At 68.4% G+C, this 19,498-nt stretch carries 11 protein-coding genes and 1 riboswitch; of the genes, 5 read left to right on the top strand and 6 right to left on the bottom strand.

The annotated features are described in order from the left end of the window. Window positions 1–55: 55 nt before the first annotated feature. Complete coding sequence (locus AB0M35_RS18460) at window positions 56–841, top strand: VOC family protein (protein WP_363746756.1); 786 nt, start codon at window positions 56–58, stop codon at window positions 839–841. Between the two features lie 82 nt (window positions 842–923). On the opposite strand, the gene AB0M35_RS18455 is transcribed toward AB0M35_RS18460, so the two are convergent. Both AB0M35_RS18455 and AB0M35_RS18450 read right to left on the bottom strand, forming a co-directional pair. Further along, window positions 924–1,901: a ribonucleotide-diphosphate reductase subunit beta gene (locus AB0M35_RS18455; RefSeq protein WP_363746937.1), complete on the bottom strand. Its 978-nt coding sequence runs from the start codon at window positions 1,899–1,901 to the stop codon at window positions 924–926. A gap of 47 nt (window positions 1,902–1,948) precedes the next feature. Further along, on the bottom strand, window positions 1,949–4,324 hold the full coding sequence (locus AB0M35_RS18450) for a ribonucleoside-diphosphate reductase subunit alpha (RefSeq protein WP_363746755.1): 2,376 nt from the start codon (window positions 4,322–4,324) through the stop codon (window positions 1,949–1,951). A gap of 133 nt (window positions 4,325–4,457) precedes the next feature. After that, window positions 4,458–4,666, bottom strand: a riboswitch (cobalamin riboswitch). Window positions 4,667–4,908: 242 nt separating this feature from the next. Between AB0M35_RS18450 and AB0M35_RS18445 the strand changes: the two genes are divergently transcribed. Next, window positions 4,909–8,286 carry an endo-1,4-beta-xylanase gene (locus AB0M35_RS18445; RefSeq protein WP_363746754.1) on the top strand — a complete coding sequence of 1,126 codons (3,378 nt, stop codon included), beginning with the start codon at window positions 4,909–4,911 and terminating at the stop codon, window positions 8,284–8,286. A gap of 86 nt (window positions 8,287–8,372) precedes the next feature. Here AB0M35_RS18445 and AB0M35_RS18440 read toward each other — a convergent pair whose 3' ends face one another. The 3 genes from AB0M35_RS18440 to AB0M35_RS18430 all read right to left on the bottom strand — a co-directional run bounded on the left by AB0M35_RS18440 (window position 8,373) and on the right by AB0M35_RS18430 (window position 15,719). Further along, window positions 8,373–11,441, bottom strand: a complete 3,069-nt coding sequence (locus tag AB0M35_RS18440; protein ID WP_363746753.1) for a hypothetical protein — start codon at window positions 11,439–11,441, stop codon at window positions 8,373–8,375. A gap of 152 nt (window positions 11,442–11,593) precedes the next feature. Further along, complete coding sequence (locus AB0M35_RS18435; RefSeq protein ID WP_363746752.1) at window positions 11,594–14,473, bottom strand: BTAD domain-containing putative transcriptional regulator; 2,880 nt, start codon at window positions 14,471–14,473, stop codon at window positions 11,594–11,596. 241 nt (window positions 14,474–14,714) lie between these two features. Then, a complete protein-coding gene (locus tag AB0M35_RS18430) occupies window positions 14,715–15,719 on the bottom strand; it encodes a glycoside hydrolase family 11 protein (protein ID WP_363746751.1) in 1,005 nt (334 codons plus the stop codon). 551 nt (window positions 15,720–16,270) lie between these two features. On the opposite strand from AB0M35_RS18430, the gene AB0M35_RS18425 reads away from it, so the two are divergent. Both AB0M35_RS18425 and AB0M35_RS18420 read left to right on the top strand, forming a co-directional pair. Continuing rightward, entirely contained in the window at window positions 16,271–17,299 is a 1,029-nt protein-coding gene (locus tag AB0M35_RS18425) for a 1-aminocyclopropane-1-carboxylate deaminase (RefSeq protein WP_363746750.1), read from the top strand. A 137-nt stretch (window positions 17,300–17,436) separates the two neighbouring features. Further along, window positions 17,437–18,129: a GntR family transcriptional regulator gene (locus AB0M35_RS18420; protein WP_363746749.1), complete on the top strand. Its 693-nt coding sequence runs from the start codon at window positions 17,437–17,439 to the stop codon at window positions 18,127–18,129. Window positions 18,130–18,204: 75 nt separating this feature from the next. Here AB0M35_RS18420 and AB0M35_RS18415 read toward each other — a convergent pair whose 3' ends face one another. After that, window positions 18,205–18,852, bottom strand: coding sequence for an NAD(P)H-dependent oxidoreductase (locus tag AB0M35_RS18415; RefSeq protein WP_363746748.1), 648 nt, complete (start codon window positions 18,850–18,852; stop codon window positions 18,205–18,207). Window positions 18,853–18,969: 117 nt separating this feature from the next. Here AB0M35_RS18415 and AB0M35_RS18410 point away from each other — a divergent pair, with 117 nt between their 5' ends. Next, a complete protein-coding gene (locus AB0M35_RS18410; protein ID WP_363746747.1) occupies window positions 18,970–19,455 on the top strand; it encodes a MarR family transcriptional regulator in 486 nt (161 codons plus the stop codon). Window positions 19,456–19,498 lie beyond the last annotated feature (43 nt).

Below are 19,498 nucleotides of genomic sequence, written 5' to 3'. Positions count from 1 at the left end.
TCGACGGTGACCGGACCGGCGGTGCGGTCGACGATGGTCGGTCTGCGGAGCGGAGATGAGCAACGAGATGGCATGTCACCTGTTCGCGCTCTGCGTCGACGCCCATCAACCGGCGCGGCTCGCGCGCTTCTGGTCGGAACTGCTGCAGTGGAACGTGACGGACGATCCACTCGACGGAGTCGCCCTCCTGCCCACCGACGACACCGGCTTCCGGCTTCGCTTCCTCGCGAGCCAGGAGCCCAAGATCGGCCAGAACCTGATGCATTTCGACCTGACCAGCACCTCCTTGGAGGACCAGCGGCAGACGGTGGCCAGGGCGTTGGCGCTCGGCGCGCGGCACGTCGACGTCGGGCAGGGCCCCGAGGATCAGCACGTGGTCCTCGCCGATCCCGAGGGCAACGAGTTCTGCGTCATCGAGCCCGGCAACAACTTCCTCGCCGAATGCGGGTTTGTCGGCGCGTTGGCCTGCGACGGTTCGCAGCAGGTCGGCTACTTCTGGGGTGCCGCACTCGGCTGGCCGCTGGTGTGGGACCAGGACCAGGAGACCGCGGTCCGATCGCCGCACGGCGGCCCGAAGATCACCTGGGGCGGCCCACCACTGATGCCGAGGTTGGGCCGTAACCGCCTGCACTTCGACCTCGTTCCCCCGCCCGGCGGTGACCAGCAGGCAGAGGTCGATCGCCTCCTCGCCCTCGGCGCAACCCGAATCGACGCCGACCTGGCTGAGACCCGCCGGAGCGAAACCGGCCGGGTGGCGATGGCCGACCCCGACGGCAACGAATTCTGCGTCCTGACTCCACCCTCTGCTTCAACCCATGAGCGGGCAAGCCGGCCTGGCTGAGGCCGTTTCGGCGGGATGGCGGTATCCGGGTGGGTGGGGTGACCGCCATCCCGCCGAAACGGCGGATCGGATGAGACCGAGATCAGAAGTCGTCGTCGAAGGCCACCGTGCCGGTCACGCCCACCTGGTAGGCCGACACCCGGCGTTCGAAGAAGTTGGACAACTCCTGCACGTCCTGCAACTCCATGAACGCGAACGGGTTCGTCGAGCCGTACATCGGCGCGATGCCGAGTACCGCCAGCCGCCGGTCGGCCACGTGTTGCAGGTATTCGCGCATGTCGGCCAGCGGCATGCCGGAGACGCCCTGTTCGAGTAGGTCGGCGGCGAACTGGACCTCGCAGTCGACCGCTTCGGCGAGCATGTCGCGCACCTGCTGCTCCAGCTCGGCGTCGAAGAGGTCCGGCTCCTCGGCGCGTACGGTGTCGACCACGTCGAAGGCGAAGGCCATGTGCATCGACTCGTCGCGGAACACCCAGTTGGTGCCGGAGGCCAGCCCGTGCAGCAGGCCCCGGGACCGCAGGAAGTACACGTAGGCGAAGGCGCCGTAGAAGAACAGCCCTTCGATGCAGGCGGCGAAGCAGATCAGGTTGAGCAGGAACGCCCGCCGGTCCGCGCGAGTCTTCAGCTCGCGCAACTCGAAGATCGAGTCGATCCACTTGAAGCAGAACTCCGCCTTACGGGCGATCGACGGGATGTTCTCCACCGCCGCGAACGCGGCGAACCGTTCCCGTTCGTCGGGCACGTAGGTGTCGAGCAGGTTCAGGTAGAACTGGACGTGCACCGCCTCCTCGAACAGTTGCCGGGACAGGTAGAGCCGCCCCTCCGGGGAGTTGATGTGCTGGTAGAGGTTGAGCACCAGGTTGTTGGCGACGATGGTGTCGCCGGTGGCGAAGAAGGCGACCAGACGGGACACCAGATGCTGTTCGGCCGGGGAGAGCTTGGCCAGGTCGGCGAGGTCGGCGTGCAGGTCGACCTCCTCGACGGTCCAGGTGTTGCGGATGGCGTCTTTGAAACGGTCGAAGAACTGCGGGTAGCGCATCGGCCGCAGGGTCAGGTCCATGCCCGGGTCGAGCAGCAGGTGCCGGGTGTGGGGCTCGGAAACGATGGTCACTGGCAGGCCTCGCAGCTCTCGGGGTTCTCCAGGGAGCAGGCCAGCGCCTCGTCATCGCCGACGGCGACGATCGGCTGGACAGCCGGGGTGACGGCGACGGTGGCCTGCTGGATGCGGGTCGCGGGACGCGAGCGCAGGTAGTAGGTGGTCTTCAGCCCGGACTTCCAGGCGTACAGGTACATCGAGGAGAGCTTGCCGATGGTCGGCGCGCTGATGAACAGGTTCAGCGACTGCGACTGGTCGATGAAGGGGGCACGGGCGGCGGCCAGATCGATCAACGCCCGTTGCGGCAGTTCCCACGCGGTACGGAACAACTCCCGCACCTGTTCGGGCAGCTCGGCGATGCCCTGCACCGACCCTTCGGCGCGCTTGATCTGCTCGCGGATCGACGCCGTCCACAGCCCGCGTGCCTTCAGCTCGCCGACCAGGTACGTGTTGATCTGGAGGAACTCCCCCGACATCGTCTCGCGTTTGAACAGGTTGGACACCTGCGGCTCGATGCACTCGTAGCAGCCGGCGATCGAGGCGATGGTGGCCGTCGGCGCGATCGCCACCAGCAGCGAGTTCCGCAGGCCGTGCGCGGCGATCGTCTCGCGCAGCGCCGCCCACCGCTCGACCTGGACGACGTCGGCACCCCACAGATCCGGGTGCAGCTCACCCCGGGCGGCCCGGGTTTCGGCGTACGCCGGATGTGGGCCGAACCGCTCGGCCAGCCCGGCGGACGTCTCCAGGGCGGTCAGCAGAATCTCCTCCTGCACCCGGGTCGACAGTTCCCGGGCCGGCGCCGAGTCGAACGGCAGCCGCAGGGCGAAGAAGGCGTCCTGCAACCCCATCAGCCCGAGCCCGACCGGACGCCAGCGCGGATTCGACGCCGCCGCCTGCTCGGCCGGGTAGTAGTTGATGTCGATCACCCGGTCGAGGAAGAGCACCGCCGTGCGTACGGTCGCGCGCAGTCTGTCCCAGTCGATGCCGTCGGTGGTGACGTGCGTGGCCAGGTTGATCGACCCGAGGTTGCACACCGCGGTCTCGGTGTCGCTGTTGACCTCCAGGATCTCGGTGCACAGGTTCGACAGGTGGATCGTGTTGCCCGGGACGCCGGTCTGGTTGGACAGCCGGTTCGCGGCGTCCTTGAACGTCATCCACCCGTTGCCGGTCTGCGCGAGGGTACGCATCATCCGCCCGTACAGGTCGCGGGCCTTGACGGTGCGGACCGCCTTCTTCTCGGCCGCGCGGTACGCCTCGTCGAACGCCTCGCCGTACAGGTCGGGAAGCTCGGGCGCGTCGGACGGGTCGATCAGCGACCACTCACCGTCCGCCTCGACCCGCCGCATGAACTCGTCCGGGATCCAGTTGGCCAGGTTCAGGTTGTGGGTACGCCGGGACTCCTCGCCGGTGTTGTCCCGCAGTTCGAGGAACTCCTCGACGTCCGGGTGCCAGGGCTCCAGATAGACACAGGCGGCACCCTTACGACGGCCGCCCTGGTTGACCGCCGCCACCCCGGCGTCGAGCGTCTTGAGGAACGGCACGATGCCGTTGGACCGGCCGTTGGTGCCCCGGATCAACGCACCACGCCCCCGGACCCGCGACCAGGAGATGCCGATCCCGCCGGAGAACTTCGACAGCTTCGCCACCTGGTGGTAACGCTCGTAGATCGAGTCGAGTTCGTCACGCGGCGAATCGACCAGGAAACACGAGGACATCTGGGTGTGCCGGGTGCCGGAGTTGAACAGCGTCGGCGAACTCGGCAGGTAGGCCAGGCTGGACATCAGCCGGTAGAAGTCGATCGCCTCGCCCGGCGACTGCGACAGACCGCAGGCCACCCGCAACAGCCAGTACTGCGGAGTCTCCACCACCAGCCGGGTCTGCGGGTGCCGCAGCAGGTACCGATCCGCGACCGTACGCAGTCCGAAGTACTCGAACCGCAGGTCACCCTCCGGGTCGACGGCGTCGTCCAGCTTGCGGGCGTTGGTGGCCACGAACGCGGCGGTGGCGTCGCCGATCAGGCCCAGGCCGTGCGCGTACCGGATCGACTGGCTGAAGCTGGCGACCTGCTGGCCGCGCACCTCCTTGTCGACGAAGGCCGCCAGCAGCCGCGCCGCCAGCTTGGAGTACTGCGGTTCCGCACCGATCAGCTCGGCGGCCGTCTGGATCGACAGCTTGTCCAGCTCGGCGGTGGTCGCACCGTCGTACAGACCGCTGATCGTCTTCGTCGCCACCCGCAACGGGTCGACCTCGTCCAGGTCGCCGACCCAGCGTTCCACCGCCCTGACGATCTTGTTCACGTCCACCGGCGCGGTGTCGCCGTCGCGCTTGCGGACCTGCATCACCTGCCGGCGCTGCTCCGGCCCCGCCTGCTCCCGGGTCACCGTCATGTTCCCCCTCCTCACGCCTGCTCCGAAGGTCGACGGGCACGCGGGAGGACGCCGCCGGCCACCCGACGGCACCTGCCGTCACTGACCAGCTGCTGGCGTCGGCCGTCCCACGCGGCCTTCGACCGCCGTACACGAACGCGTACGGCGCACTGGCAGGTCTTCGGACTCGTGGGCGTGGTGCTCGCGTCTACTGGCCGTCGCTTCCCAGACCTCACGGTCCAGTGCTTCGTTGACGGCGGTCGTTCCCACTCACCGCTGCGGGGCAGTCCCGGAATCTCACCGGGTTCCCTCTTGCCTCGACCATCGTGGAGCGATGGCCGAACCAGCTGCGAGCGACACTATATCTGGGAACGCGCCAGGAATCTCAACACCAGATGCTGTGTCGCCATCGGCTTCGACATCGGCGTACGACCGAGTGCGACAACACGCACCGGCAGGGAGGGCACCACGTAACTTTCCGAAAACTTCCGGAAGTTCTGGTCATGCCGATGGGCTCGACATAGCATGCACGCGCTTGGATCCGTCAGGAAACCCGATGTCAGGCACCCCCCATCACCATCCAATTCGCGTAAAGGGACCAGCCGATGCGCCTGTGGAATCTGTCCCATCGATCACGACGCCGATCACGAACTTTCGCCGTACTCTGCTCGGCCGCCCTCGTCGCGGCCATCACCGTTGCCCCCACCCCGGCCGCCGCCGCCGAAGTCGTGCTCAGCAACGACTTCGAGGCTGGCTCGTACGCCCCGTGGGGGCCACGCGGTGACGTGACCCTCGCCATCGCCGACGAGGGGCGCGACAGCGACAGCAGCCTGTCGGTCACCGGCCGGACCGCCAACTGGCAGGGCCCGGCGACGAACGCGACCACGCTGCTGCGCCCCGGCATCCAGTACACGGTCAGCGCGTGGGCGAAGCTTCCGGCCGGCACCGAGGGCAGCGCCGGGGTGCACTTCACCGTCGAGTCGACCCCGGCCGGTGGCGGTGACAACACCTACACCTGGATCGGCGGCAACGTCACCACCACCGCCGACGAGTGGGTACGCATCGGCGGCGAGTACACCCTGCCCACCGGGCTGGACGCCGCCACCCTCTACGTGGAGGCGGAGGGCAACACCTCGTTCCTGCTCGACGACGTCCTGATCACCGCGCCGGAAGACGGCGGCGGGGGCGGACCGGAGCCGGGCACGATCGTCATCGACACCGACTTCGAGGACGGCCTGGACGGCTGGGGACCGCGCGACGGCGGTCCGGGCGCCCCGAGCGTCACCCTCACCGACGTCGCGCACGGCGGTACCTCCGCCGCGCTGGTCAGCGACCGGGTCAACCAGGGCGCCGGCCTGGGCCGCGACGTGACCGGCTTGTTCACCGCGGGTGTGACCTACGAGCTCAGCGCCTGGCTGCGGTTCGCCGAGGGCCAGCCGACCGATCAGATCTGGCTCAGCCTGGCCAGCACCAGCGGCGACAGCCAGTCGTTCAGCACCCTCGCCCAGTTCGACACGATCACCAACTCCGGGTGGACGGAGGTGACCGCGCGGTTCAGCATGCCGGCCGCGGACAGCGCCTTCCTCTACTTCGAGACCCGCTGGCAGGGCGAGGACGTGACCGGTAACACCAGCGACTTCCTCGCCGACGACATCGTCGTACGAGTGCCCGAGCCGCCGGTCATCGAGGACCTCACCCCGCTGTACGAGACCACCGACTTCCCGGTCGGCGTGGCCATCGACAGCCGGGAGACGATCGGTGCTCCCGCCCAGCTGCTGACCCGGCACTTCAACCAGATCACGGCCGAAAACCACATGAAGCCCGAGGCGTGGTACGACGAGGCGGGCAACTTCCGTCCGCACGAGCAGGCGCTGACCATGATGGACTTCGCCCGCGACAACGACCTGCGCGTCTACGGCCACGTGCTGGTCTGGCACAGCCAGACCCCGGCCTGGTTCTTCCAGGACTCCGCCGGGCAGCCGCTGACCACCTCGGCGGCCGACCAGCAGGTGCTGCGGGAGCGGCTGCGTACGCACATCTTCAACGTCGCCGAGTCGCTGAGCGAGCGGTACGGCAGGTTCGGTTCCTCCACCAACCCGCTGTACGCCTTCGACGCGGTCAACGAGGTGGTCAGCGACAGTGGTGAGTACAGCGACGGTCTGCGGCGCAGCGAGTGGTACCGGATCCTTGGTGAGAGCTTCATCGACCTGACCTTCGAATACGCCGACGAGGCGTTCAACGACGTGCACGCCGCCGAGGGCGCCGAGCGTCCGGTCACCCTGTTCATCAACGACTACAACACCGAGCAGAGCGGCAAGCAGGCCCGTTACCTGGCGCTCGTACAGCGACTGCTCGCCCGCGACGTGCCGGTGCACGGGGTGGGTCACCAGTTCCACGTGTCGCTGGCCATGCCGGTCAGCGCGCTGGAGGCCGCGCTGGAGGCGTTCGCGGACCTGCCGGTCACCCAGGCCGTCACCGAACTCGACGTCACCACCGGCACCCCGGCCACCCAGGCGAAGTTCATCGACCAGGGCTACTACTACCGGGACGCCTTCCGGATCTTCCGGGCCTACGCCGACGACCTGCTGGCCGTCACGGTCTGGGGGCTCACCGACGGCCGTTCCTGGCGCTCCGCCAACGGTGGGCCGCTGCTGTTCGATGACAACCTGCGCGCCAAGCCCGCCTACTACGGTGCGGTGGACGGTGAGCTGCCCGCTCGCTTGCGGACCGCGAACGTCTTCGCCGGTGACGTGCCGCTGAACGCCACCGCACCGACGGACCTGACCTGGCGCAAGCTGCCGCTGCACCTGATCGAGGACACCGCCCGGTTCCAGTTGCGGTGGGCGCCGGATCACCTGACCGCGTACGTCACGGTCGACGACACCACGGTTTCCGACAACGACCGGGTGAGCTTCGTGCTGGGCGGCGAGACCTACCATGTCGCCCGCGACGGCAGCGGTGACGTGCCGGCCGTGGCGGCCGGCCGCGACGGCGGCTACCACCTGGTCGCCCACCTGCCGCTCTCCGGGGTCAGCGAGGGCGACACCCGCACCCTGGACGTGCAGGTCCGCGACAACGACACCACGTCCGGGTGGAACACCCCGGGCGCGGTGGGCACCCTGACCCTGGTCGAGGAGCTGTCGTACGTGGAGGTGCGGCAGGCCGCGCAGGCGCCGGTGATCGACGGTGCGGTCGACGCCGCCTGGGCGAACGCCACCACGGTGACCACGGCCAAGCAGGTCTCCGGCACCGACGGTGCGACCGCGCAGGTCCGTACCCTCTGGCGGGGCCAGACGCTCTACGTGCTGGCCGAGGTCACCGACCCGGTGGTGGACGTCTCCGGTTCCGACCCATGGATCCAGGACTCGGTGGAGATCTACGTCGACGCCGGCAACTACAAGAACGGCAGTTTCCGGTACGACGACACGCAGATCCGGATCAACGCCGACAACGTGGTGTCGTTCGGCACCGGCGACGAGGGGTTCCAGGCGAACCGGCTGGACAGCGCGACGGTGCGTACCCCGACGGGCTACACCGTCGAGGCGGCGATCAGCCTGCTCGAATACGGCGGCCTGGACACCTTCCACGGCCTGGACTTCCAGGTCAACGACGCCTCCGACGGCGCCCGCACGAGCATCCGCAACTGGGCCGAGCAGGAGGGTGCGGGCTACCAGAGCACCGCACGCTGGGGGGTCGGCCGGTTGGTGGCCGGGTCGAACGTGGAGGTGGCGCTGAAGCAGATCACCCGGTGGTACTCGGACAGCGGTGGCGGCTACTGCGCGACCATCACCGCGACCAACACCGGCGACAAGCCGGTCGACTGGTCCGCCGTCGTGCAACTCGAAGGCGACATCTACGACGCGTGGAACTTCAAACGGGAGCGCCTCGACGACGGTAGCTACCGGATCAGGGGCGTGGACTGGAACCGCACCCTGAAGCCGGGGGCCAGCACCTTCAGCGTCGGCTACTGCGCCAACCTGTAACGGCAGTACGACGGGAGGGCACATCCATCGGATGTGCCCTCCCGTGCTACCCGGGGCCCGTCAGCCAGCCGGCGGACCCCCGACCACTACGCGTTCGACCCCTTGGCGATGCGCTCTGCGGTCTCGATGCTGCGCAGGGCAAGGTCCACGGCGGGCAGCCCTTCGACGTACTCGCCGTTCTGGATCTTCTCCGACCAGAAGTTCAACCGACGCATCATGGTGTCGGTCCGGTCGTACATGAGCCACTCCGCGCAGTACGAGATCGGATCCGTCTTGGCGGGGTTGGCACAGCTGAACATGACCTGGTTCTTCTTGGGCCCTTCGATGGTGTCCTTCAGAGTGCACGGCGACTGCCGGTCCGCACAGTAGTTCGCGCGGGCCCGCTCGAACGAGTCGGTGATCATGTTCCGCCCGTCCAGGTCGGCCGGGAACCGGTCGACGCCGAGCAGGTTGAGGGCCAGCAGCTCGTCCTGGGTCAGGGCGGTGGCGAAACCCAGCTTCAGGTACGTCTGCATCAGCCGTGCCTGCGAGGTGAACTGCGTGTTGAGCCGATGCAGGGTCTGCACCTGGGGGTTGGCCGGGTTGGGGTTGGCCAACTCCTCGGTGATGGTGGTGTAGTAGCGGGCGGCCTGACCGTAGAACCAGTCCCGCGACCGCTCGCGCGCCTCCTCGGTGTTGTCGACAGAGCTGGCGGACTGTTGGAAGTCACCCCGGTAGGTGCTGTCCCACTTGGCCAGTTCCTGGTCCAGGAAACGGCATTCGCCGGTCTGCGTCTCGTGGGTACGGCAGATCACGCCCTGCTTGAAGACCTTGCTCCACTCGCGCACGATCCGGTTGCTGCCGTTCCAACGCTGCCGGACCTGGAACTTGATCTCCAAGTCGGCGGTGGTGACCTCCCAGCCCCCCATGTTGCGGGTCAGCACGTTGACCCAGTCGGAGGCGTGGCAGAGGGTCACCTTCGAGTCCGGCTTGCCCCACTGGGCCACCCACAGTTCCTGCGGCAGGTCCGTGTAGCCAACCTGGGCCGGTCGGGTGAGGGCGGGCGAGTTGCCCGCGCAGGAGGGCACCGTCGTCGGCTCGGCGGTCGGCTTCTCGTTCGCCGGCACCGGCTGGGTGGGACTACCGAACATGTCGTGCTGACCGCCCTGGGCGATCTCGTCGCGGATGGCGGCCATCCGCTGCGCCATGTAGTACCCCGTCCAGCGATAGGCCATGATCGCGTCGTACAGGAAGTCGTTCATCCAGCGCGGGTTGTCGGAGGTCGGTTCCCGTGGCTCGCTGAACGCCCTGACCGCGTCCTGGATCGCCTCGCCGGAGGTGACCACCGTCTCCGCCTGACCGCTCATCTGGGCGGCATGCTGCGGGTTCTGCGCCAGCAGCATCTGGTATCCGGTCGCCGCCAGCAGCCACACCTCCGGGTTCGCCGGAGTGCCCACCGACCCGCTCAGCTTGCCCTTGCGCACCGCGTCGGCGTGCAGGTAGCTGATCGAGCCGTACGGCCCGTAGAGGTCGAGCGCGGCATCCGGGTCACGCGGAAAGTCCGGATTTCTCGGGTCGCTCGGAGCCGCGAAGAGCAGCGACTTCGCCTCGGTCGTCAGGTCGAAGGTCAAAGCGGAGGAAGCCGGCTCATAGTGATTGACGTAGTCCATCTCGCGGCCGACCCGGGTACGGTATCCGACGAACCTGTCGACCAACTCCTTGGTTTCGTTGATCTTGTCGTCCCGTTCGACGTTGAGCAGCAGGCTGCCCCAGAGGTCGATCCGCTCGGTGATCCGGGCGAGCTGAGTGTTGATCTGCCGCAGCTGCGCGTTCGTCGCGTTCTGCAGGTTCACGACGACCTCGAACTGTTGCAGCATGTCGACGTAGATACGTGCCAACGCCCGGTCGACCCGGTCGAAGCGGGCGTGCATGTTGGTCTCCAGCTGCGCCACCTGTTGCCGCAGGGCGATCAGTTCGGCGCGGATCGCCGGATCCGGGTTGTTGCCCCCGCCGAAGATCGGCAACAGGGCGGAGATGGCGCCCGCGATGTTGCCGGCCAGCGCCTGCGAGGTGAACGCGGTCAGCAGCTTGCCGAGGTCCTTCGAGGCGGTGGTGGTCTGGTACCCCATGATCGCCGAGGCGATCTGCATGGCTCCCTTACCCACTCCGGAGATCACCTTGCCGGCCGCCGGATTCGCGAATCCGACCAGCAGCGCCAGGATCTCGAACGCGGTCGACGCGTGGCTGTGCCACTGCTGAGCGGTGGTGGCCTTCGCCATCGTGGCCTGGTAGACCTGCTCGCTCGGCTTGGCGCCGCCATTGGTGAGCGGGTACTGCTCCGACAGCGTCAACAGATCCTCGTTGTAGTCGACGATGCGGGCGTTGACGCGGCTCATCAGCTCCGCGGCCTGCCGCTCCCCCTCGTCGGTCCACGCCACCGTGTCGTTTCTGTTCTCCATGATCGCGGGAATGTCCACCCAGTCGGCCAACTGCGGGTCGGCGCTGAGGGTCTCGACATCGGCGGCGGCATCCACGCCGTACCGGGTGCCGAACTGGGCGTTCCAGGCGGCACGGAAGGTGGCGTCCGCCAGAGCGAGATCGTGCACGTACTGCCAGACCTGGTCCTGGACGCCGTACTGCTGCAGGTACCAGGAGTGCTGGAACTGCGACGCCTTGACCTGGTCGAGCATGTCGCCGTAGTTGTTCAACTGGGTGCCGACGGTAGCCTCCAGCAGCTCCCGCATCACCGGCGCGTTCTTCACCGCGCCGGGTGCCAGCGCGGTCAGCTCCAACATCCGCAACGCGAACTGGTACGCCGGCCGCTGGAGGTCCCCGGCAGTCAGTTTGCTGTCGTAGTAGTTACGCAGGGCCACCACGTGGTCGGTGAGTTGCTGCTCGGTCGCGGCAGGGTTCGCCTGCCGGAAACCGACCAGCGATGCGCTGGCCATCAGATCCTTGAAGCCGTCCACACCGGCCAACCGCGCCCGCATGTGCAGGCCGAACAGGCCGGCACGCAACTCATCGTTCTTGATCAGTACCCTGGTCGCCTTGGTCGCCGCGGCCGGCGGGGCCACCGCGAACCCGGCCACGGTCATCACCATCGCCGTGACCAGTGCGGTGACGACCCGCCCTGCGCGTACGCCGGGTCGGCGGCGGCCGGCCCGCAACAACGACATCCGGACCTCGTCACCAGCCGGATCGGAGCCCCCCCGAACCGCTGTCTGTCTTGCCATGTTCCCCTGTCCCCCCAATCTGCAAGGTCGTTCTCACGACCGCCGTCCACCCTGGGACATGGCATTGGGAATCCAATGGGAACCGATTGGGAGGCTCAGTTCAGGCTGGCCGACCACCTGCCCTCGTCGGCGACCAGGTCGGCCAGGTCGGACCAGCTCAGCTGCCGACCACTGGCCAGCCCGGTCTGGTACGCCTGCGGATCGAGAGCAGCTGCCACGGCCGCGCGGTTGCCCGGTCCGTCGTGCGGGTCCATCTGCTCCGGGTGGTATCCGATGAGCTTTCCCAGCGCCTCGACCGCGCCGAGCAGGACCGCACCGGTGCCGGCCCGGCCCGTGCGGCCGAGCGCCCCGGCCATCGAATGCACCAGCGCGAGCCAGCTTGAGCGGTCCTGCTCGGGGTCGATCTCCCGGGCCAGGTCGGCCAACGTGCGCAGGGCCCGGTCCGGCTCACCGAGATCGGTGCTGACCTTGCCGTCCATCCACCCGGACGACAGAATCGCCCACTGGTGGCCGCAGGATCGGGCCAGTTCGTTGGCGCGGGCCAGTTCGTCGCGGGCCCGGGCCAGGTCTCCGCAGGCTCGGCTGAGCTGACTGCGTACGGTCAGCGCCTCGGCCTGCGCCCACGGCTCCCCCACCAGGTCCGCCAGCCGCACCGCCTCGTCGGCCAGCGACAGCGCCCCGGCGACGTCACCGCCGATCGCGGTCACCGAGGCCAGGTAGATCGCCGCGGTGGTGTGCGGCTGCCGGGCCGCGACCCGAGCACAGAGCTGAGCCGCCTCACTCAACGCCGCGACGCTGCCGGCGTGGTCCCCGCTCAGATACGCGCAGCCCCCGACGGCCATCAACAGCCGCGCCCGGGCCAGGGTCCACTCCGCCGACTGTCCGCTACCGATCGGATCGGCGGCTGCGAGCCGACGGGCATCGAGGGCGGCGAGGGTCCGTCCGCCCCAACGCTCGCCTTCGGCGATCTGCCCGGTGCGGTACCAGAACCAGGCGAGTGCCCCGCAGATCCGCGCCGCGGTCAGGTCCTCACCGGCGGCGAGGGCGGAGACCAGGGCGGCCCGGATGTTGTCGCGTTCCGCGCTGAGCCGCCGCAGCCACTGCGACCCGTCGGCGGTCGGCAGCCGCTGTTCCCCGGTCTCCACCAGTCCCAGCAGCCATCGCCGGTGCCGGGCCAGCGCCTGCGCCCGCTCGGCACCGGTCAACAGGTCGGCCGCGTACTCGCGGACCAGTTCCAGCATCCGGTAGCGGCGCGGCACGGTGGCGGCGTCGGCGATCACCAGCGACTTGCGGGCCAGCCCCAGCAGGGCCGGCACCGGCTCCGGCAGGTCGGGGCCGGCACCGACCTGCCGGGCCGCGTCCAGGTCGAACCCACCGTCGAAGACGGAGAGTTGCCGCAGCAGTGCCTGTTCGGCGCCGGTGAGCAGCTGATAGCTCCAGCCGATCGCGTTGCGGACGGCGGCGTGCCGGTCCTCGTCCTCGCCGTTGCCGGTGGTGAGCAGGCCGAGCCGGTCGTCGAGCTGGAAGGCGATCTCCCGCAGGGAGAGCATCCGGCACTGGGCGGCAGCCAGTTCGATCGCCAGCGGGAGGCCGTCCAGATCCCGGCAGACCCGTGCTGCCAACGCCGAATCCGGCTCGCCGGCGCCCACCGCCAGGTTGGCCGTGTTGATCCGGTCGACCAACAGCTCGACGGCCTCGGTCAGGGGCAACGGCAGGAGTTCCAGGACCGCCTCGCCGGGCACACCCAGCGGTTGCCGGCTGGTGACCAGCAGACGCAGTCCCGGGCAGCCGCCGAGGACCGTCCGGGCCAGGTCGGCGACCCCGTGGACCAGATGTTCGGCGTTGTCCACGACGAGCACCGCCTCCCGGTCGACGAGCCGTTGGGCAAGTTGCCCCGCCGTGGCCACCCCGGTCAGACCGAGCACGTCCGACACCGCCCGGGGCACCTCCGTCGGGTCGCGCAGGCTGGCCAGTTCCACCAGCCACGGGCCGTCCACATCGGTACGGGTCCGACAGTGCTCCAGCACCAGCCGAGTTTTGCCGACCCCGCCCGCCCCGGTGAGGGTGACCAGCCGGTGTTCGGCGAGGGCGCGACGCAGCACCACCAGTTCGCGCTGCCGGCCGACGAAGGACGACAGGGCCGCCGGGATGTTGCTCCGGAGCGGCGCGAGGACCGGCGTCCGAACGGCGGAGGGCCGTGGCATCTCCAGGGAGACGTCCTGGCTGAGCACCGCCGCCTCCATCCGGCGCAGTTGCGGACCGGGGTCCACCCCGAGTTCGGCGATCAGCTGTTCGCGGGCCCGGCGCAGCACGGCGAGGGCATCCCCCTGTCGGCCGGTCCGATAGAGGGCGAGCGCGAGCAGTTCCCAGCCCCGTTCGCGCAGCGGCTGTTCCGCCACGAGGGCCTCCAGGTCGCCGAGGACCCGCTGGTGTTCGCCGTCGGACAGGGCGACCGCCAGCCGCTGTTCCCGGGCGGCGACGTGCAGGGCGTCCAGCCGGGCGATCTCGGCGACGGCGAAGTCCGCGTCGACGAAGTCCGCGTACGCCGCGCCACGCCACAGTCCCAGGGCCTCGTCCAGGGCCGTCGCGGCCGTACTGAAATCGGCGGCCGAGGCTGCCCGGTCGCCCTGCATCACCAGGGCGGTGAACCGTTCGGCGTCCACGGCGGCCGCCGGGGCCCGTAGTGCGTAGCCCGGCCCCTCCCGAACCAACACCTGGGCCGGGGTGCGGGCCGCTCGTCGGGGTTCCAGCGCCCGGCGCAGGCCAGCGATGTACCCGAACAGGGTCGCCGGGGTCGGCGGCACTGTGTCGTCCCATACCTGCGCCATCAGTCGCTCCACCGAGACGATCCGTCCACGGGCGGCGACCAGACAGCCGAGGACCTTACGTTGACGTGGTCCACCGAGATTGACGGGGTGATCGTCCACGCTCGCGATGAGCGGACCCAGCACCCCGAAGAAGACATGCGCCGACACTCTGCGCCCCCCAAACGGCGTCGAATTGACCGCGCTGGCGATTCGCGATGAAGGCCCCCCAGCCCATCCGAAATCGGATCTCGCGAAACGAAACCAGGCGTAAGATCATCGTAACAAGCCGTTGTCCTGTGTGGACGCTCAGCGGTGGCGGCAGCACCCGACGGCGATCGACCGCGGACGGGGGCAGACACGGCGATGGGGTGCCGGCTGTCGCCGGCACCCCATCCCATGGCTGGTCAGATCAGCCGGTCGAGCACGTCGCGGTGGGCGTCGTGTTGTTGCCGTTCTTGTAGAGCGTGATGCCGAAGTTGTTGCCGTTGCCGTTCGGGCGGGCCGTGAGCGTGCCGCTGTTGCCGCTGACCGAGGCGTTCCAGCTGTTCTGCAGGCTCTGGCCACCGTTGGTGCGGATGGTGACGACCCAGTTGTTGGTGCCGCTGACCGAGAAGGTCGTGTTGAAGCGGTCACCCCACTCGTCGGCCCGGTTCACGCTCACCGAGCAGCCACCGCTGCCGGGCGGCGGGGTCGTGGGCGGCGGGTTGCTGCTACCGCCCTCCTGCACCGTGATGTTGGAGCTACCGCTGCTCTGGTACCCCTCGGTGGCCATGATCTGGTAGTAGTGGTTGCCGAGGTTCATGCCACGGCTGGCCCAGGCGTCGAAGTGGTTGGCCGTGGTGATGGTGCCGCCGACCCGCTTCGAGGTCCGGACGCTCCAGTACTGCGAGAACGTCCGGGTGCCGTCGATGGACGGCTGGTTGACGCGCTCCGTGCGGTAGATGTCGTACGTGCCGCCATCGGTGTGGACCTGGCCCATCGAGTTCGCACCCGGGGGCCGCCAACTGCCCCAACTGTCCACGATGTAGTACTCGACGAGCGGGTTCCGGGTCCAGCCGTAGAGCGTCAGGTACGAGTTGCCGTTCGGGTTGAAGGAGCCCGAGTAGGTCACGCTGCGGCGCGTGCCCGGGTTCCAGCCCTTACCGGCGACGAAGTTGTTGACGTTGCTCCACTGGGTGCTGTACTGGCCACCGTTCCCCATGGTCATGGAGACGTTGCCGCTGTCCTTCCAGAAGGAGAAGAAGAAACCGCTGTGGTTCCCCTCCTGGTTGCTGGTCACGGTCTGGGCGTGGGCAGGGCTGGCCACGATCGCCGTGCTACCGGTCGTGATCAGCGCTGCCGCGCAGGCAGCACCGATGAGAGACCTGAGGCGCACGCGTCCGCGGCGTCTCCTCTGGACGAGCCCCTCGTGCATACTTCCTCCTCATGACGGCTGGCTGAAGGCCAGCAACGCTACGAGCCGGCGAGATCCGGCGCTCTGACGACCGCCATCGCTGTCGGCGTCGTACCGTGGTGGTGGTGGGGTGCCGATCGTCTGCTGCATGACCGGCGCAGCAGGTCGCAATGGTTAGCGATTGAGCTGCGTCGATGGTCAGTATCGACACGCCCTGGTCGACGCGTCAACAACTTCCGGAAATACTTCCGAAACCTATGGCCGGACAGCCCGTCGATCAGCGCAATCGTTGCGGCTGCCCAGTAGCAGCAATCCGAGCTCACAGGCGACAGGTGTGCATTCGGTAGTCGGCCGATCACCAGGCATCAAGGTCGACAGCTGCGAAAGTTCCAGGCAGCTTTCGAGGTGCACCGATCCGACGTCGAGTCACCGTAGCGCCGCTGCGAAAACGCTGCCGCGTGGCTTGAGCGGGGCCCTCATCCCAGGTCAACCTTGACAAGGTCAACCTACGATGTGCAATATTTTGCATTCCTCACTGCATCTCCGGTGCAGCACCCCCTGAAGGAGAGCCCATGCCCCTCGACGCGTTCGAGCGCTTTCCCCTGCTGTTCGGCCCCAGCCCGGTCCACCCGCTGGACCGGCTCACCGATCACCTCGGTGGCGCCCGGATCTGGGCCAAGCGGGAGGACTGCAACAGCGGGTTGGCCTTCGGCGGCAACAAGACCCGCAAGCTGGAGTACCTGTTGTTCGACGCCCTCGCCCAAGGCGCAGACACCCTGGTCAGCATCGGCGGTGTGCAGTCCAATCACACCCGGCAGGTAGCCGCGGCCGCCGCCCGGGCCGGCCTGAAGGCCGTGCTGGTGCAGGAGAGTTGGGTGGACTGGCCCGACCCGGTCAACGACAAGGTCGGCAACATCCTGCTGTCGCGCATCATGGGCGCCGACGTGCGGCTGGCGAAAGACGGCTTCGGCATCGGGTTCAAGGAAAGTTGGCAGCAGGCGCTGGACGAGGTCCGGGCCGGCGGCGGCGTACCCTACGCGATCCCGGCCGGCGGGTCCGACCACCCCTTGGGCGGACTCGGCTTCGCCAACTGGGCCTACGAGGTCCAGCAACAGGAACGCGAACTCGGCGTCTTCTTCGACACCGTCGTCGTGTGCAGCGTCACCGGCAGCACGCAGGCAGGCATGATCGCCGGATTCGCCGGTCAGGACCGACCACGGCGGGTGATCGGCATCGACGCCTCCGCGAAGATCGACGACACCCGCCGTCAGGTGGAGAAGATCGCCCGCAACACCGCCGCGCTCATCGACCTGGGGCGCGACCTTCACGACGACGAGATCGTCGTCCTGCCCGGCTGGGCCGGCGACCGCTACGGCATTGCGACCCGGTCGACGCTCGACGCCATCCGGCTGACGGCGATGCTGGAAGGCGTGATCCTCGATCCGGTGTACGAGGGTAAGTCGATGGCCGGGCTCATCGACCTCGTCCGCAGCAACGACATCCCGAAGGACTCCAACGTGCTCTACGCCCACCTGGGCGGCCAACCCGCACTGAACGCGTACAGCAGTCTCTTCGAGTCAGGCGATTCCGCACAACGCTGAGCGACACAGCGCGGTTCGCGGACCGGTCACGGCGCTGGCCCGATGCCCGTGACGTGGGGGTTCGCCGGCGAGAAGGGCCAGCGTGGGGTGAGGCGAGTCCGGTTGACAGTGGGAGCAACCAGTGCACAACATACTGCATGCCTGTTCCACAAGGTCGCGGACTCGCTCCCAGATCACTTCTTCGGGATGACGCCTACCGGGCGATCCGCGACGCCATCGTCGGCGGCACGCTGGCCCCCGGCGAACGCCTCAACGACAGCGATCTGGTCGAGTGGCTCGGCGTCAGCCGCACGCCGGTCCGGGAGGCGCTGGCACGCCTGGAACAGGCAGGTCTGGTCCAGACGAAGCCGGGCCGATACACCATGGTCAGCCCGCTGGACGTCCGCGCCGCCCGCAACGCCCAGGCGGTCACGTCCGCCATGCACGAGCTGGCCGTTCGCGAGGCCCTGCCCAACCTCTCCGGCACCGAGATCGAGGCCATGCGCGAGGCCAACGCGCGCTTCGCCGACGCCCTGCGACGCAACGACGTCGACGCCGCGACCGCCGCCGACGACGACTTCCACGCCGTACTTGTGATCGCCAGCGCCAATCAGGCCCTGCACGATGTGCTCGAACAGTTCACCCCGATGCTGCGTCGCCTGGAGCGGCTACGCTTCTCCTCGCTCAGCGGTCGAGAGTCGGTCGCACAGCACGATCGGATCATCGCGCTCTGCGAGGCCGGCGACGTGGCTGGTGCCACGGCCGCCACCCGTGCCAACTGGGAGACTCTCGCCCCCTTGCTCGACAGCCTCGACACCGACGACGCCGGTCACCCCGAATCAGCCGGCTGATGCCGGTGAGTTCGGGGATCCCAGCCTCTGATTCCCCGACCGACTGCCCGCCGTTCTCCCGATGAGGGCAGCCCTTCAGACCGGGACGCGCAGCGCGCCGAGGGCGCGACCGGCCTCCCGGGCGGATTGCAGGGCTCCGGCGTGCATCTGCGCGGCCTGGTCGGTGAAGGAGTCGAGCGCGGGGTTGACCCCGACGAGGGTGAACTCGCGTTCGATCACGGTGAGGTCGGCGCCCCAGCAGTCGGCGATGATCCGGCGCAGGTACGGCGTCGAGTGGTCCCAGCCCTCTCGGGGCGTGCCGGCACCGTACGCGCCGCCACGCACCGTGGCGAGCACGACGGGCTTACCCGCCAGGAAAGGCTTTCCGGTCGTCCGCGGGTCGGCCAACACCACATCGACGTACGTCTTGAAGTGCTGGGAGACACCGTAGTTGTAAAGCGGCACCGCGAACAGCACGGCGTCGGCGGCCAGCAGCTCGTCCACCAACGTCGTGGCGAGGGCGACGGCCTCCCGCTGCTCGGCAGTCTGCTGCTCGACCGGCGTCATGGAGGCGGACACCGCCGCAGCCCAGACGGTCGACGGCAGGGTGTCCACGCCGACATGACGGCGCTTGACGGTGTCACCGGGATGAGTGACCAGCCACTCCTCCTCGACGATGTCGGCGATCTCGCGACTCGCCGAGTCGTGGGAACGGATGCTGGCATCAAGACGGAACAAGGTCACAGGTACTCCCCGGGTACGAGGTTCAAGGTTGAATCCAGCCTAGACTAGATTGTTCAAGCTTGAACAGGAAGAGACATCCCTCACTCTGCCGATCGATCCGGCCCGTACTCTTGGGGCATGCCTGACGAACCTCGGTGGTTGACCGACCACGAGCGCGACGCCTGGCTTGCGCTGGCCAAACTGATGTTCAACCTGCCGAGCGCCCTCGACGCCCAACTCCTGCGGGACAACCACCTCACGCTGTTCGACTACTTCGTGCTCAGCGGCCTGTCCATGGCACCCGGACGAACCATGCGGCTCAGCGACGTGGCCAACCAGATCAGCTGCTCGCTGTCCCGACTGTCGAACGTCGTCAAGCGCCTCGAACAGCGCGGACTGCTCCGTCGCGCGCCAGATCCGGACAATCCCCGCTACACCGCCGCCACGCTCACCGACGCGGGATGGGATCTTGTGGTCACCGCAGCCCCCGGTCACGTGGCAGCCGTCCGTCACTACGTCATCGACGGCCTCACCCCGAGCCAGATCGAAGCCCTACGCGAGGTGGCCTGCCACGTGACCCAGCAGATATCCCAGACCTCGGAGGCCGGCCCGCGACCGCGGTGACACCGGATCCGGTCGGCAACGACAACGTCACGGCCCTCGTCCA

The sequence above is a fragment of the Micromonospora sp. NPDC051196 genome, assembly GCF_040682415.1.
GTDB lineage: Bacteria > Actinomycetota > Actinomycetes > Mycobacteriales > Micromonosporaceae > Micromonospora.
The sequence above is the reverse complement of the archived record's forward strand: the minus strand, read 5'-3'. Positions and strand labels throughout refer to the sequence as shown.

Coding starts and splice junctions, on each gene's coding strand:
- AB0M35_RS18450 (WP_363746755.1), bottom strand. CDS start 4,324: ATGACGGTGACCCGGGAGCAGGCGGGGCCGGAGCAGCGCCGGCAGGTG.
- AB0M35_RS18445 (WP_363746754.1), top strand. CDS start 4,909: ATGCGCCTGTGGAATCTGTCCCATCGATCACGACGCCGATCACGAACT.
- AB0M35_RS18410 (WP_363746747.1), top strand. CDS start 18,970: ATGCCTGACGAACCTCGGTGGTTGACCGACCACGAGCGCGACGCCTGG.
- AB0M35_RS18440 (WP_363746753.1), bottom strand. CDS start 11,441: ATGTCGTTGTTGCGGGCCGGCCGCCGCCGACCCGGCGTACGCGCAGGG.
- AB0M35_RS18455 (WP_363746937.1), bottom strand. CDS start 1,901: ATGGACCTGACCCTGCGGCCGATGCGCTACCCGCAGTTCTTCGACCGT.
- AB0M35_RS18430 (WP_363746751.1), bottom strand. CDS start 15,719: ATGCACGAGGGGCTCGTCCAGAGGAGACGCCGCGGACGCGTGCGCCTC.
- AB0M35_RS18425 (WP_363746750.1), top strand. CDS start 16,271: ATGCCCCTCGACGCGTTCGAGCGCTTTCCCCTGCTGTTCGGCCCCAGC.
- AB0M35_RS18460 (WP_363746756.1), top strand. CDS start 56: ATGAGCAACGAGATGGCATGTCACCTGTTCGCGCTCTGCGTCGACGCC.
- AB0M35_RS18420 (WP_363746749.1), top strand. CDS start 17,437: ATGCCTGTTCCACAAGGTCGCGGACTCGCTCCCAGATCACTTCTTCGG.